The following is a 13757-nucleotide window of genomic DNA, read 5'->3' as shown; positions in this document are numbered from 1 at the left end:
CTCCCCAAACCAGTTCGGGGAGACTTACCCGCAGATCTCGGTACACCCCCCTCCCCAAACCAGTTCGGGGAGACTTACCCGCAGATCTCGGTACACCCCCCTCCCCAAACCAGTTCGGGGAGGGGTGCCTGCGGGGGTTTCCGTGGGGCGACGCGGCGAAACGGTTGGGGAGGCGGCTCCGTGGGCGGGCGGTGGGGTTGGGATCGGGGTGGGTGGGTGGGTCAGTCTTGCTGGGTGACGAAGAGGCGGGCGAAGCGGCCGGAGGGGGCGGCGATCAGGTCGTGGTAGGTGCCTTGCTGGACGACGGTGCCCTCGTCGATGACGTAGATGCGGTCCATCTCGGTCAGGGTCGAGGCCCGGTGCGAGACGACGAGGGTGATGCGGGTGGCTTTGGTACGGCGGAGGTCCGCGAAGATCTCGCGTTCCGCCTCGGCGTCGATGGCGGAGGTGGGCTCGTCGAGGATCCAGATCCCGGCTCCGCGCAGGTGGATCCGGGCCAGCGCGACGCGTTGCCACTGGCCGCCGGAGATCCCGGTGCCACCCCACTGCTGACCGAGCTGGGTGTCCAGCGGGAGCTCGGCCGCGAAGGTGCCGGCCAGTGCGGCCCGAACCGCGGCGTCCGGCACGGCCTGCGGAGATCCGAGAGCGACGGCGTCGCGCAGGGTGAACTCGAACCGGCCGAACTCCTGCACCAGTACGCCGAAGTGACCGAGCCGCTCAGCCTCGGTCAGCTCGGCAGCATCCTTGCCGTCGATCAGTACCTGCCCACGGTCGGGACGCAGGGCACCGACCAGCAGATTGACGATGGTCGACTTGCCCGCGCCGTTGACGCCGACCAGGGCAACCAGCTCGCCCCGGCAGGCGGTGATCGTCGCGTCGCGCAGCGCCGCCGTACCGGCTCCGGGGTAGCCAAAGCTGACGTTGTCGAGGGCAACTGATTCGACCACTGGTACGACGGTCTGCGGCTCCGCGACCGGCACGCTGCCGACGAAGCCCCGGTACGTCGTCGCCCGCGGCGCGGCGGTGACGATGAGTCCGAAGGCATAGCCGCACAACCGGATCGCGTTCAGCCCGGAGATCGTGCCCGCGATCGCGGCGGCCGCTGCTCCCCCGCCGGCACCACCGACCACCAGCGCCACCAGGGCCGCGCCGAACAGCACCACGGTCGCGAGGGCGGCCAGCAGCTCGAAGGACATCGCCGTACGGATCATCCGATCCAGGGCGCGGGTCGCGGTCGCGCGGTACCCGATCGCCAGGTCGGCAACCTTGGCGCCGGAGCCGAGGACGGCCAGTTCCGTGCCGGAGCGCTGCTGGAGAAGTTGCTCAGTCGCGTACACCGCGCGCCGATCGTTCGCCGCGACCTCAGGCCAACAGCGGCCCTCCATCCGGGCAATGGCGGTGAACGCGAGCACGGTCGGCACCAACGCGACCAGGACCAGCACGCCGGACAGGAGGTTGATGGCCCCGATCGCGACACAGAGCACCACCGCGGTCACCCCGGCGCCGAGTACCTGAACAGGCTGGTTCGCGACGGTACTCATCGGGTCGATCGCGGCCTGACTCCCCTCAAGCTCCGTGGCCACCGCGGGGTCAGCCAGCCGGCTCGGACTCAGTCGGGCGGAGGCATGCAGGAGTTCGGAGCGGTAGTGCAGCCGGAGCCGCAACATCAGCCGCTGCCCAGCATCCCGCGCCATCGCGCTCAACGGATACATCGACCCGACGACAGCCGTCAGCCCGATCAGCAACCCCCACGGCCGGTCCCCAGCGGTGAGCCGATCCACCAACTCCCCGATCAGCACCACCTGTACGCCGGGCAGCGCCGCCTGAGCCAGCACCAACAACGAGCAGAACGCGAGCCAGCCGGGCGAAACTCGGGCGGCGTCGACAAGAGATTCACGGGCGGTACGGAACGCGTCGAGCATGGTGATCCTCGCAGAAGACAGGCCGGAGCCGCACTGCGAAAACAGCGCGGATACCGTCGGCCGTCAAGTGCATGCGATCGCGTTCAGAGTGCGATCCAGCGGCAGATCACGTGTGACGTTGCAACCGAGGCTACAACGTGAAGGCGGTTGTGTCTTCGTCGTAGGGGCCCATAACCGTCAGAGTTGGGGTGCCGGCGTAGAGCTCGGCGGCTAGGGCGGTGACGTCGTCGAGGGTGACGGTGTCGATGTGGTGCAGGATCTGGTCGACCGTGGGGAGCTCGCCGTAGACGAGTTCGGCTTTGGCGATCCGGGTCATCTTGGCGCCGGTGTCCTCGAGGCCCATCACGACGGAGCCGCGCATCTGGCCCTTGCCGCGGAGGAGTTCGTCGGGGGTGATGGTGCCGGAGGCGATCGACTCGAGCTCGGCGCGGACGACGTCCAGGACCTCGGGCGCCTTCTTCGGGAGGCAGCCGGCGTAGACGCCGACCATGCCGGAATCGACGTACGCCGAACCGAAGGTGAAGACCGAGTAGGCCAGGCCGCGCTTCTCGCGGACCTCCTGGAACAGCCGGGACGACATGCCGCCGCCGACAATTCCGTTCAGCACACCGGCGGCGTACCGGCGCGGGTCGTTCCGCACCAGTCCCGGCAGGCCGAACACCAGGTGCGCCTGCTCGACGTCGCGGTGGTGAACACGACTCCCGCTGTACGTCGGGATGCGGCGACCGGACGGGCGTCGTACCGGCGCTGGTTCGGCGTCGGTGGTGACCCAGTGGCGCTCGAACGCCTTACGGACAAGGCGAACGACGTCACCGTGCTCGACGTTGCCGGCGACCGAGACGACGATGTTGGCGGGCTTGTAGCGACGGCGATACCAACCGGCGACCTGCTGACGGGTCAGCGCGGCGACCGACTCCGGCGTACCGGTGATCGAGCGGCCGAGCGGGGACGTGCCCCACAGCTGCTCGGCGAACAGGTCGTGGATGTGGTCCGACGTCTCGTCGGCGTGCATCGCGATCTCTTCGTCGATGACGTCGCGTTCGCTCTCGACGTCCTCGCTGGTGAGCGTCGCCGAGGTGATCATGTCGCAGATGACGTCGACCGCGAGCGGCAGATCGGAGTCCAGCACCCGCGCGTAGTAGCAGGTGTACTCCTTGCCGGTGAACGCGTTCATCTCGCCGCCCACCGCGTCGATCTCCGCGGAGATCTCCAGCGCGTCGCGGCGCTCGGTGCCCTTGAACAGCAGGTGCTCGAGGAAGTGGGTGGCGCCGTTCAGCTGCTCCGGCTCGTCACGCGAGCCGACACCGACCCACACGCCGAAGGTGACCGAGCGGAAGCCCGGTACGGACTGGGACAGCACACGAAGCCCGGAGGGCAGGACGGTCCGTTTGATCGGACCGCCCGCCTCCGGGCTCAGCAACGTGCTGGTGATGGCCCTACTCACTCGGCGGAGTCAGCACCCTTGTCGTCGTCGGACTTCTCGCCGGCTTCACCCTCGACCACCGGGATCAGCGAAAGCTTGCCGCGGTCGTCGATCTCGGCGATCTCGACCTGGAGCTTCTGACCGACCGAGAGGACATCCTCGACGGCCTCGACGCGCTTGCCACCGGCCAGGCCACGCAGCTTGCTGATGTGCAGCAGGCCGTCCTTGCCCGGGAGCAGGCTGATGAACGCACCGAAGTTGGTCGTCTTCACGACCGTGCCCAGGTAGCGCTCACCCTTCTCCGGCATCGTCGGGTTGGCGATCGCGTTGATCATCGCGCGCGCCGCGTCGGCCGAGGGGCCGTCCGTCGCACCGATGTACACCGTGCCGTCGTCCTCGATGGAGATGTCGGCGCCGGTCTCGTCGGTGATCTGGTTGATCATCTTGCCCTTCGGGCCGATGACCTCTCCGATCTTGTCCACAGGGACCTTGACCGAGATGACCCGCGGCGCGAACTCGCTCATCTCACCCGGCGCGTCGATGGCCTTGGCCATCACGTCCAGGATCGTCAGGCGGGCTTCCTTGGCCTGGGTCAGCGCGCCGGCGAGCACGCTCGCCGGGATGCCGTCGAGCTTCGTGTCCAGCTGGAGGGCCGTGACGAAGTCCTTGGTACCGGCGACCTTGAAGTCCATGTCGCCGAACGCGTCCTCGGCACCGAGGATGTCGGTCAGCGCGACGTACTCGGTCTTGCCCTTGACCTCACCGGAGATGAGGCCCATCGCGATACCGGCGACGGGGGCCTTCAGCGGCACACCGGCGTTCAGCAGCGACAGGGTCGAGGCGCAGACCGAACCCATCGAGGTGGAGCCGTTGGACCCGAGGGCCTCGGACACCTGACGCAGCGCGTACGGGAAGTCCTCACGCGACGGCAGGACGGGCACGAGGGCCCGCTCGGCCAGCGCGCCATGACCGATCTCGCGGCGCTTCGGCGAACCGACCCGGCCGGTCTCGCCGGTCGAGTACGGCGGGAAGTTGTAGTTGTGCATGTAGCGCTTACGCGTCTCCGGGGAGAGCGTGTCGAGCTGCTGCTCCATCCGGAGCATGTTCAGCGTGGTGACACCCATGATCTGGGTCTCGCCGCGCTCGAAGATGGCCGAACCGTGGACGCGCGGCAGGACGCCGATCTGCGCCTTCAGCGGCCGGATGTCGGCCAGCCCGCGGCCGTCCATCCGGATCTTGTCCTTGAGGACGCGGTTGCGGACGAGCTTCTTGGTCAGCGAGCGGAAGGCTGCGGACAGCTCCTTCTCACGGCCCTCGAAGTCAGCGGCCAGCTTCGCCACCACGGCGGCCTTGACGGCGTCGGTGGCGTCGTCGCGGTCGTGCTTGCCGGTGATCGCGAGCGCCTCGACCAGCTCCTCGGTCGCGGCCTTCTCGACGGCGGCGAACGCGTCCTCGAGGTAGTCCGGGAAGACCGGGAACTCGCCGGTCGGCTTGGACGCCAGGGCGGCCAGCTCGGACTGCGCGTCGACCAGGGTCTTGATGAAGCCCTTGGCGGCTTCGAGGCCCTCGGCAACGATCTCTTCGGTCGGCGCCTGGGCGCCACCGGCAACCTTGTCGAAGGTGGTCGAGGTGGACTCGGCCTCGACCATCATGATCGCGACGTCACCGGCATCGGTGACGCGACCCGCGACCACCATGTCGAAGACGGCGTCGGCGAGCTCGGTGTGGGTCGGGAACGCGACCCACTGGTTGCCGATCAGGGCGACGCGGACGGCGCCGATCGGGCCCGAGAACGGCAGCCCGGCGATCTGGGTGGACATCGACGCCGCGTTGATCGCGAGCACGTCGTACAGCTTGTCCGGGTTGAGCGCCAGGACCGTGATGACGACCTGGATCTCGTTACGCAGGCCGGAGACGAACGACGGCCGCAGCGGGCGGTCGATCAGCCGGCAGGTCAGGATGGCCTCCTCGGAAGGACGGCCCTCCCGGCGGAAGAACGAGCCCGGGATCCGGCCGGCGGCGTACATCCGCTCCTCGACGTCCACCGTCAGCGGGAAGAAGTCGAACTGGTCCTTGGGCTTCTTGCTCGCCGTGGTGGCCGAGAGCACCATCGTGTCGCCGTCGAGGTAGGCGGCGGCGGAGCCGGCGGCCTGCTGGGCCAGACGGCCCGTCTCGAAGCGGATGGTGCGGGTACCGAAACTGCCGTTGTCGACAACGGCCTCAGAAAATTGTGCGCCGTCCATCGGCGCGTTGGTGGATCCCGACACGGGATACCCCTCTCGTCACAGTGTTGACGACTGCGGGGCGCGAGCTATCGGGGTGCCGGTCTTCGATCGAGGCCCGCGGATCCCTGGTCCCGTTTTGAATCAAACAGAGCCTGGGATCCGAAGGTCACTACCGAGGACCGGTCGTCCTCCCGCCACGCGCTGCGCGTCGCCATCGTCGTATTCAGTTGTTCATCCGCGCCCACCCTGGGCGTGGATACGCGAGGAGCGGCCACCCGAACCCGGGGGCCGCTCCTCACGACGTCATCGGCGGAGGCCGAGCCGCTCGATCAGGGACCGGTAACGGCTGATGTCCTTCTTCGCCAGGTAGTTCAGCAGCCGGCGGCGCTGACCGACGAGCAGCAGCAGGCCACGACGGCTGTGGTGGTCGTGCTTGTGCTCCTTCAGGTGCTCCGTCAGGTGCGCGATCCGGAACGTCAGTAGCGCAACCTGGACCTCGGGAGAACCCGTGTCGCCCTCGGTCAGGGCGTACTCGCCCATGATCTTCTTCTTCGTTGCAGCATCAACAGCTGACACAGAAGTTCCTCTCGATTTCCGTTGCGCGGCGCACCGGGGCTTCGTCACCCGAGCACTCTCGATCCGCGGCCGTCAGACGGCAGCGGCCAGAGTATCAGTCCGTGGACGCGCCACCCTAATTCTGCGTGAGGATCCCTCGCGCCCCGTCGACGTCCGCCTTCATCTGAACCAGCAGGTCGTCGATGGTTTCGAAGCGAATCTGGCTCCCCCGCAGCCGCGCCACGAAGTCGATCGCGACCCGGGCGCCGTAGAGCTCCAGGTCGTCGCGATCCAGCACATACGACTCCACCCGCCGGTCCACGCCGTCGAAGGTGGGGTTGCTGCCGACGCTGATCGCCGCCGGCATCGGCTCGCCAAATCCGATCGATACTGTCGCCGGCCCGCCCTCGGCCGGGGTCAGCACGGTCAGCCACCCCGCGTACACCCCGTCCTGCGGTACGGCGGCAGTCGGATCCGCCGGGATGTTCGCGGTCGGGTACCCGAGCTCGCGACCGCGCTTGTCCCCCTCGATGACCACACCGGTCACCCGCAGCGGCCGTCCGAGCGCTTCGGCGGCAGCCTCCACGTGCCCGTCGGCCAGCTCCTGCCGGACGTAGGTCGACGACCACGGCTGAGCCTCGCCGGCCAGGCTCAGACCTTCTACCTGGAACCCGTACGTCGTACCGGCCGCGACCAGCGTGTCCACGTGCCCGGCGGCGCGGTGGCCGAACCGGAAGTTCTCCCCGACCACCACCGCCTTGGCGTGCAGCGTGCCGACCAGGACCCGCTCGATGAACTCCTCCGGCGGCCAGCTCGCCACGTCCTTGTCGAACGGGAGGATCAGTACGGCGTCGGCGCCGTGCGCGCCGAGCAGGTCCGCCCGCTGACCCGGCTCACTGAGCATCAGCGGCGCGTGGTCCGGCCGCAGCACCCGCATCGGGTGCGGGTCGAAGGTGAGCGCGACCACCGGCAGACCACCCAGCTCGGCCGCCCGCGCCTTCGCATGCGCGAGCACCTCCTGGTGTCCCCGGTGCACCCCGTCGAAGTTGCCGATGGTGACGACCGACGGGCCGAAGTCAGCGCCCACCTCGTCCAAACCGTGCCAGACCTGCATAAGCCCAGGATTCCATGTCTGGCGGACCCTCAGCGCACCGGCCCACAATCAGACCGCGCGGGCGATCGCGATGGCTCCGGCCAGCCGCTCCCCCGCCTCGTAGAACATGTACTCCTTGCCGTCCATGGTGCCGAACGACGCGGCGGCGGAGCGGCCGTTGTCGGGCCCGCCGGCCAGCGGGTTGTGGAAGACGCCGAGGTGGTTGCGCTTGGTGAAGTCGTTGCCCACCTCGGTGATCAGCATCCGGCCGCCGGACGCCTTGTCCTGGTGGTAGATCACGTACGTCGAGTTGTTGCGGTGCACCACCGAGGGCGCGCCGATGTCCTGCGAGCCGACCTCTTCGGGGCGGATCAGCGAGTTGGGTGAGAAGACCCAGGTCCGTCCGTCCACCGACCGGCCCCAGCCGATCGACCGGTGGTTCGCGGTGGTGTTGATCATGAAGACCATCACGTACTTCGATCCCTTGGCCGGTAGTTCGTGCTCGAACACCTTCGCGTACGACGTCTCCGTCGTCCCCGCGGGCATCATCGAGGTCGACAGCACCACCTTGTCGTAGGTGAAGTGGATGCCGTCCTTGGATCGGGCGAGCCGGGTGGTGGTGTTCTCGCCGTGGAAGTACAGCCACATCTCCTGTGCGGACTCGTTCCAGAGCACGAACGGCGACGAGACATGACTGACGCTGTAGTGCGGGCTCCAGTTGTTCGCCACGATCGGGTTGTTCGGGTACTCGATGAAGGGTCCCTCGAGGCTGTCGCTGTAGCTCAGGCAGATGCCGCCCGGCGCCTCGTGCGGCGCGTAGTAGAGGTAGTACCGGCCGAGCGGGTTCGCGATCCGTCCGATCGTTCCGCGGATGCACGGGAAGATCACCTCTTTTCGCGCCGGCTCGTACTTGAGCTTGGACTTGTCGAACGCGTTCCGCACATACCGGTACGTCGGAAAGCCCGCGGGCGCGGCACTCGCGGGAGCGGCGCCGAGCAACGGCAGACCGGCGAGGCCGAGCCCGGCTCCGGCGGTTCCACGAAGCACGGTACGGCGGGAAATCTGCGTCATACGACCACATCCTCGGGGCGGGGTTGGTGCCTCGACTCTGGGCGGGGTCTTCAACGACTGTCAAGACGCTAATCCGTATTAGTCACCGTTCTAAGCGATTCAGCACCATTCGATGCAAGTCTTGACTTCGCCGGAAATCCCCTTGATGCTCACCTAAAGCGCATTAGCCAGCCAGGAGAGCCGAATGACGACAGAACGCCGGATGCCGCGGCAGGCGGACATCGCCCGGATCGCGGGGGTGTCGCAGGCCGCCGTCTCGGTCGTGCTCGGCGGCAAACAGACGATCCGGATGGCCGACGAGACCCGGGCCCGGATCCTGGAGGTCGCCGAGGAGCTGGGGTACGTCCCGCACCCGGTCGCCAAGCGGCTCGCGCATTCCCGGTCGAACCTGCTCGGCCTGTATACGTTCCGGACCGCGTTCCCGACCAACGAGGCGGACATCTACCACCCGATCCTGTCCGGCGTTGAGGCCGAGGCCGCCTCGCTCGGGCAGGACCTGATCCTCTTCACCGGCACCAGCGGTCCGGAGGCCCGGCAGGAGGCGGCCATCCGCCGTACCCGGATGGCCGACGGCTGCCTGTTCTTCGGCCGGCAGGTCCCGGAAGCCCCCGTTGCCCGGCTGGTCGACGCGGGCTTCCCGCTCGTCTACATCGGCCGCCGACCCGAGCTAGCTGGCCGCATCCCCTACGTGGGCGCGGACTACGTCGCGGCGTCGGCAGAAGTGCTGGAGCGGCTGATCGGCCTGGGACACCGCAACATCCGGTACGTCCGGGAGCCTGACGAAGCCCCGTCGTCCGAGGACCGGATGCGAGGCGTTCTGCAGGCTGCACCACAGACCGAGGTCGTCCGGCTCGACGGACCGGAGCTGTCCGCCGACGAGGTGCGCTCCTGGCTGGCCGACGGCGTCACAGCACTGGTCGTCGAAGGCACCGACACCGGTACGGCGTACCGGGCGGTGCGCGCGGCTGTCGACGCAGCCGGGTTGTCCGTGCCGGATGACCTGTCGCTGGCGGTGCTGGGCGGACCGCCTGGAGTCAGCGGGTTCGAGGTTCCGATGCAGGAGATGGGACGGCATGCGGTCCGGCTGCTCATCGAGCTGATCACCGACCAGGCCACCGCGCCGCAGCAGCTGCTGTGGTGCCCACCAGTAGCCGGCCGTGAGGTCGGACCGCCAAGGAGTACGGAATGACTGAGCTCGGCACCGAGATCCTCGTCGTCGGTGGCGGGGTCGGTGGCGTCGCCGCCGCCCTGGCCGCCGCGTCGGCAGGACACCGCGTCGTGCTGACCGAGGAGACCGACTGGGTAGGCGGTCAGTTCACCGCCCAGGCCGTACCACCGGACGAGAACCCGTGGATCGAGCAGTTCGGCAGCACTGCGACGTACCGGCTGTTCCGTGAGGGTGTGCGTGACTACTACCGGCGCCACTACCCGTTGCGTGCGGAGGCTGCTGCGCTGGCCGACCTGAATCCAGGCGCTGGGCGCGTCAGCAAGCTGTGCCACGAGCCACGGGTAGCACTCGCAGTGCTGGAGGCGATGCTGGCACCGCACCGGTCGGCTGGACGCCTGACTGTGTTGCTGCAGCACAGGCCGGTCGCAGCTGAGGTCTCCGGTGACCGCGTCGACGCCATCACCCTTGAAGGTCCGGATGGCGACAGCGTCACGGTCCATGCGAGCTATGTGCTCGATGCGACGGAGAACGGCGACCTGCTACCGCTGACTGGGACCGAGTTCGCAGTGGGTGCCGAAGCGCAGGCCGAGTACGGCGAACCGCACGCACCGGAGCAGGCGAACCCGGCGAACCTGCAGGGCATCACCTACTGCTTCGCACTCTCGCATCACGCCGGCCAGGACCACACCATCGACCGGCCGCACATGTACGGAATCTGGCGGGACTACACGCCGGACTTCTGGCCCGGCCCGCTGCTCGGGTTCGTTGCCCCGGATCCGCGATCGCTGGAGCCTGTCCCCCGCACCTTCGATCCCAACCCGGACACCGATCCGCTGGCGATCAGTGCGGACCAGAGCGCCGACGCCGGCGACAAGGAGCTGTGGGGGTTCCGGCGGATCCTGGCCCGCAAACTGCATCAGCCGGGCGCGTTCGACTCCGACATCACACTGGTCAACTGGCCGCTCAACGACTACTGGCTGCGGCCCGCGCTCGAGATCGACGGTGTGACCACTGCCACCGACGTGGCGCAGGCACACCACGAGGCCAAGCAGCTGTCCCTGTCCGTCCTCTACTGGCTGCAGACCGAGGCACCCCGACTCGACGGCGGCACTGGCTTCCCTGGCTTGCGACTGCGGCACGATGTGGTCGGCACGAAGGACGGTCTGGCGAAGTCCGCCTATGTGCGGGAGGGCCGCCGGATCCGCGCAGTGACCACGATCGTCGAGCAGGACGTGTCGCTCGACATCCTCGGCCCGACCGGCCGCAAGCGCCGCGACGACGCGGTCGGCATCGGCAGCTACCGGCTCGACCTGCACCCCTCGACCGCGGGCGACAACTATGTCGACGTACCGAGTGTGCCGTTCGAGCTACCGCTGGGCGCGTTGCTGCCGCGGCGGATGCGGAACCTGTTGCCGGCCGGCAAGAACATCGGCACCACGCACATCACGAATGGTTGCCATCGGCTACATCCCGTCGAGTGGAACATCGGCGAGGTCGCCGGACACCTGGCCGGGTTCGCCCTGCGCGGTGGCACCGAACCGCACCACGTGGGCGAGGACCCCGCGGTGTTCGAAGAGTTCGCCCGGTTGCTCGACCGCGCCGGTGTCGAGCGCCGGTGGCCCGAGGTCCGCGGGTACTGAGTTTCCCCCCTTGGAGGTGCGGATCATGACGTTCCAGCCAGGTGCGGTGCGGGTCGGGATCGACGTCGGTGGCACGTTCACCGACGCGGTCGCCGTCGACGCGCGCACGTTCGAACTGCTCGGCCAGGTCAAGGTGCCGACCAGCCATGACCACACCGACGGCGTCGCCCACGGCATTCTGGAGGCGCTGGAGAAGCTGCGCGCCGACCTCGGTCTCAGTGCGGACGACGTCTCGTTCCTCGCCCACGGCACCACCCAGGCCACCAATGCGTTGCTGGAGGGCGATGTCGCGACCGTCGGCATCGCCGGAGTCGGCACCGGGTACGACGCCTTCGCGACCAAGCGGCTGCGCGCCTTCGGCAAGATGGAGCTGGCCCCTGGGCGCAAACTGCCCGTCCGCTTCGTCGCCGTCCGAGATCCGGCGCGGGCGGGAGCCGCAGTCGACGAGCTCGTCCGGGCCGGCGCCGAGGTGGTCGTCGCCGTCGAACCCTTCAGCGTGGACGATCCCGGCGGTGAGGACGCGGTCGCCGCAGCCGCCCGAGAGCGTGGCGTGCTCGCCACTGCGACCCACGAGATCACTGGCCTCTACGGACTGACCAAACGAGCTCGTACGGCGGTCCTGAACGCCGGGATCATGCCGCGGATGGTCTCGACCGCAGATCTGGTCGAGAGCAGTGTCCGACGGGCAGGCATCACCGCAGCGCTGATGGTCGTCCGCGGCGATGGCGGGGTGATGTCGTTGGCGGAGATGCGCCGCCGGCCGTTGCTGACGGCACTGTCCGGCCCGGCCGCTGGCGTGGCCGGGGCGTTGATGGCGGAGCGCCTCAGCGAAGGCGTGTTCCTGGAGACCGGTGGCACGTCCACCGACATCAGCGTCGTACGGCGCGGCCGGGTGCTGGTCCGGCATGCACACCTCGGCGGGCACGAGACCTACCTGCCGGCCCTCGACGTGCGCACGGTCGGCATCGGCGGTGGGTCACTCATCAGGTTCTCCGGCCGAGCGATCACCGAGGTCGGTCCGCGGAGTGCGCACATCGCCGGACTGCCGTATGCCTGCTTCGCACCGGCAGCAGTCTGGTCCGGAGCCAAGCTGATCACCATTTCGCCGCGGCCTGGTGACCCGGCGGACTACGTGGCGATCGAGACCGCAGACGGCACCCGCTACGCCCTCACCCTCACCTGCGCTGCCAACGCGCTCGGCGTCGTACCGGCGGACAGCTATGCCTATGCCAACGAGGAGTCGTCGCAAGCCGCCCTGCAGCCGCTCGCCACAGCTCTCGGCCTGTCGGTGCAGGAAGCAGCGCGGGCCGTACTGCGCCAAGCGGTGAAGCCGGTGCGGGCAGTGGTCGACCAGCTGGTCCAGGAGTACCGGCTCGACCATCCGACGCTGGTGGGCGGTGGAGGTGGCGCAGCTGCGGTCACGCCGTTCCTGGGCGCCGAGACCGGCCATGACTGGCGGATCGCCGCGCATGCGGAGGTCATCAGCCCGCTCGGCGCCGCACTGGCCCTAGTGCGCGAATCGGTCGAGCGAATCGTGCCCAGCCCGTCCAACGCGGACATTCTGGCTACCCGTGCCCAGGCCGAGGCCGCTGTGGTCGCGCAGGGCGCCGACCCGGCCGGTGTCGAGGTGGACGTCACCGTCGACCCGCAGCGCAATCTGATTCGCGCAGTCGCGACAGGCGCCACCGAACTCCGTACGAAGGACCGCGCCGCCAGTCTTGATGCTTGTGCGGTGCACGCTGCCGTGGCCCGCAGCATCGGCGTCAGTCCGGCCGAGGTGCGCGAGCTGGCGACCACTCCGCAGTACGACGTGTTCGGCGCCTCGAAACGCCGCCGCTTCGGCAGGTCGGTCATGCACCTGCGAGTGGTCGACGGTGAGGGCGTGATCCGCCTGCACAGCAAGAGCGTGGTCGTCGAGACCGCCGACGCCGGTACGGCGCCCGCCCGGCTGGCTGCCTTGGCGGATCAGCACACCCGGTACGGCGACGGTGGTGCGCGCATCCCAGCGGTCTGGCTGCTCGTCGGCCCGAAGATCGCCGACCTGTCCGGAGTGCTCGACGGCGACCAACTGCTCGCCCTGGCCGGCGCGGAACTGAAGACCCGAGCAGACGACGAGCCGGTCGTCCTGATCCTGGAGGACCGCGGATGAACGATCTGGACCTGGCAGTCGGCCTGCTGCGGGACACACCCACCCACGAGAACCGGACCGACGAGCAACTGCAGTCATGGGCCCGCACGGCTCTCGAATACGGCGACGAACTGGCCGACACCGATACACCGGTCGAGATCCACGTGGTGGAGCGCGAGGGCGGCGTCCGGAAAGGCGAACTGCTGCTGGCGGAACACCAGCGCGGCACGGTCGTCGTGTACACGGATGCGTTGCGCCGTACCGAAGAACTGGCGCGCGAACGCGGCTGGCCGATCACTCGCGAGACTCTGCGTCGAGCAGCCATCGCACACGAGGTGGCGCACCACCGGCTCGATGTGCGCGAACTGAACCGGCGGCTCGGCCACACCGCAGCGCGACTCGGGCCATTCCGGATCCGCGGCCACGTGGCCGGTGCGGACGAGATCGCCGCGCACCGCTTCGCCCATCGACGCAGTGGCCTGGCCGTCAGCCCGCTACTGCTCACCGCCGCACTCGCGGGAAGGAACTGATC

The 13757-nt window shown here is 68.7% G+C and carries 10 protein-coding genes; 4 read left to right on the top strand and 6 right to left on the bottom strand.

Features of this window, described 5'->3' with window-relative positions:
• Positions 1-221: 221 nt before the first annotated feature.
• The 6 genes from OG474_RS35215 to OG474_RS35190 all read right to left on the bottom strand — a co-directional run bounded on the left by OG474_RS35215 (position 222) and on the right by OG474_RS35190 (position 8289).
• Entirely contained in the window at positions 222-1922 is a 1701-nt protein-coding gene (locus OG474_RS35215; protein WP_405057946.1) for an ATP-binding cassette domain-containing protein, read from the bottom strand.
• 130 nt (positions 1923-2052) lie between these two features.
• On the bottom strand, positions 2053-3366 hold the full coding sequence (locus OG474_RS35210) for a M16 family metallopeptidase (protein WP_405057945.1): 1314 nt from the start codon (positions 3364-3366) through the stop codon (positions 2053-2055).
• Positions 3363-5588 carry a polyribonucleotide nucleotidyltransferase gene (locus tag OG474_RS35205; protein WP_405064645.1) on the bottom strand — a complete coding sequence of 742 codons (2226 nt, stop codon included), beginning with the start codon at positions 5586-5588 and terminating at the stop codon, positions 3363-3365. The genes OG474_RS35210 and OG474_RS35205 overlap by 4 nt, the downstream gene beginning before the upstream one ends.
• A gap of 285 nt (positions 5589-5873) precedes the next feature.
• A complete protein-coding gene (gene rpsO / locus OG474_RS35200) occupies positions 5874-6146 on the bottom strand; it encodes a 30S ribosomal protein S15 (protein ID WP_132167710.1) in 273 nt (90 codons plus the stop codon).
• Positions 6147-6261: 115 nt separating this feature from the next.
• Positions 6262-7239, bottom strand: a complete 978-nt coding sequence (locus OG474_RS35195; RefSeq protein ID WP_405057944.1) for a bifunctional riboflavin kinase/FAD synthetase — start codon at positions 7237-7239, stop codon at positions 6262-6264.
• Between the two features lie 48 nt (positions 7240-7287).
• Positions 7288-8289, bottom strand: a complete 1002-nt coding sequence (locus OG474_RS35190) for a hypothetical protein (RefSeq protein ID WP_405057943.1) — start codon at positions 8287-8289, stop codon at positions 7288-7290.
• 184 nt (positions 8290-8473) lie between these two features.
• Here OG474_RS35190 and OG474_RS35185 point away from each other — a divergent pair, with 184 nt between their 5' ends.
• The 4 genes from OG474_RS35185 to OG474_RS35170 are packed head-to-tail and all read left to right on the top strand — an operon-like array spanning position 8474 to position 13755.
• Positions 8474-9478, top strand: coding sequence for a LacI family DNA-binding transcriptional regulator (locus OG474_RS35185; RefSeq protein WP_405057942.1), 1005 nt, complete (start codon positions 8474-8476; stop codon positions 9476-9478).
• Positions 9475-11097 (top strand): FAD-dependent oxidoreductase, encoded by a 1623-nt coding sequence (locus tag OG474_RS35180; protein ID WP_405057941.1) that lies wholly within the window; start codon positions 9475-9477, stop codon positions 11095-11097. The genes OG474_RS35185 and OG474_RS35180 overlap by 4 nt, the downstream gene beginning before the upstream one ends.
• 25 nt (positions 11098-11122) lie before the next feature.
• Positions 11123-13246: a hydantoinase/oxoprolinase family protein gene (locus OG474_RS35175; protein ID WP_405057940.1), complete on the top strand. Its 2124-nt coding sequence runs from the start codon at positions 11123-11125 to the stop codon at positions 13244-13246.
• A complete protein-coding gene (locus OG474_RS35170) occupies positions 13243-13755 on the top strand; it encodes a hypothetical protein (protein WP_405057939.1) in 513 nt (170 codons plus the stop codon). Before OG474_RS35175 ends, OG474_RS35170 begins: the two co-directional genes overlap by 4 nt.
• Positions 13756-13757 lie beyond the last annotated feature (2 nt).

Source organism: Kribbella sp. NBC_01505 (assembly GCF_045040285.1).
In the GTDB taxonomy this organism is placed as follows: Bacteria; Actinomycetota; Actinomycetes; order Propionibacteriales; family Kribbellaceae; genus Kribbella.
This window is presented reverse-complemented; position numbering and strand designations above follow the sequence as displayed.

What these genes read in the sequence shown, in the direction of transcription:
- OG474_RS35180 (WP_405057941.1), top strand. Translation starts at nt 9,475, where the DNA reads ATGACTGAGCTCGGCACCGAGATCCTCGTCGTCGGTGGCGGGGTCGGT.
- OG474_RS35195 (WP_405057944.1), bottom strand. Translation starts at nt 7,239, where the DNA reads ATGCAGGTCTGGCACGGTTTGGACGAGGTGGGCGCTGACTTCGGCCCG.
- OG474_RS35190 (WP_405057943.1), bottom strand. Translation starts at nt 8,289, where the DNA reads ATGACGCAGATTTCCCGCCGTACCGTGCTTCGTGGAACCGCCGGAGCC.
- OG474_RS35215 (WP_405057946.1), bottom strand. Translation starts at nt 1,922, where the DNA reads ATGCTCGACGCGTTCCGTACCGCCCGTGAATCTCTTGTCGACGCCGCC.
- OG474_RS35175 (WP_405057940.1), top strand. Translation starts at nt 11,123, where the DNA reads ATGACGTTCCAGCCAGGTGCGGTGCGGGTCGGGATCGACGTCGGTGGC.
- OG474_RS35185 (WP_405057942.1), top strand. Translation starts at nt 8,474, where the DNA reads ATGACGACAGAACGCCGGATGCCGCGGCAGGCGGACATCGCCCGGATC.
- OG474_RS35170 (WP_405057939.1), top strand. Translation starts at nt 13,243, where the DNA reads ATGAACGATCTGGACCTGGCAGTCGGCCTGCTGCGGGACACACCCACC.
- OG474_RS35205 (WP_405064645.1), bottom strand. Translation starts at nt 5,588, where the DNA reads ATGGACGGCGCACAATTTTCTGAGGCCGTTGTCGACAACGGCAGTTTC.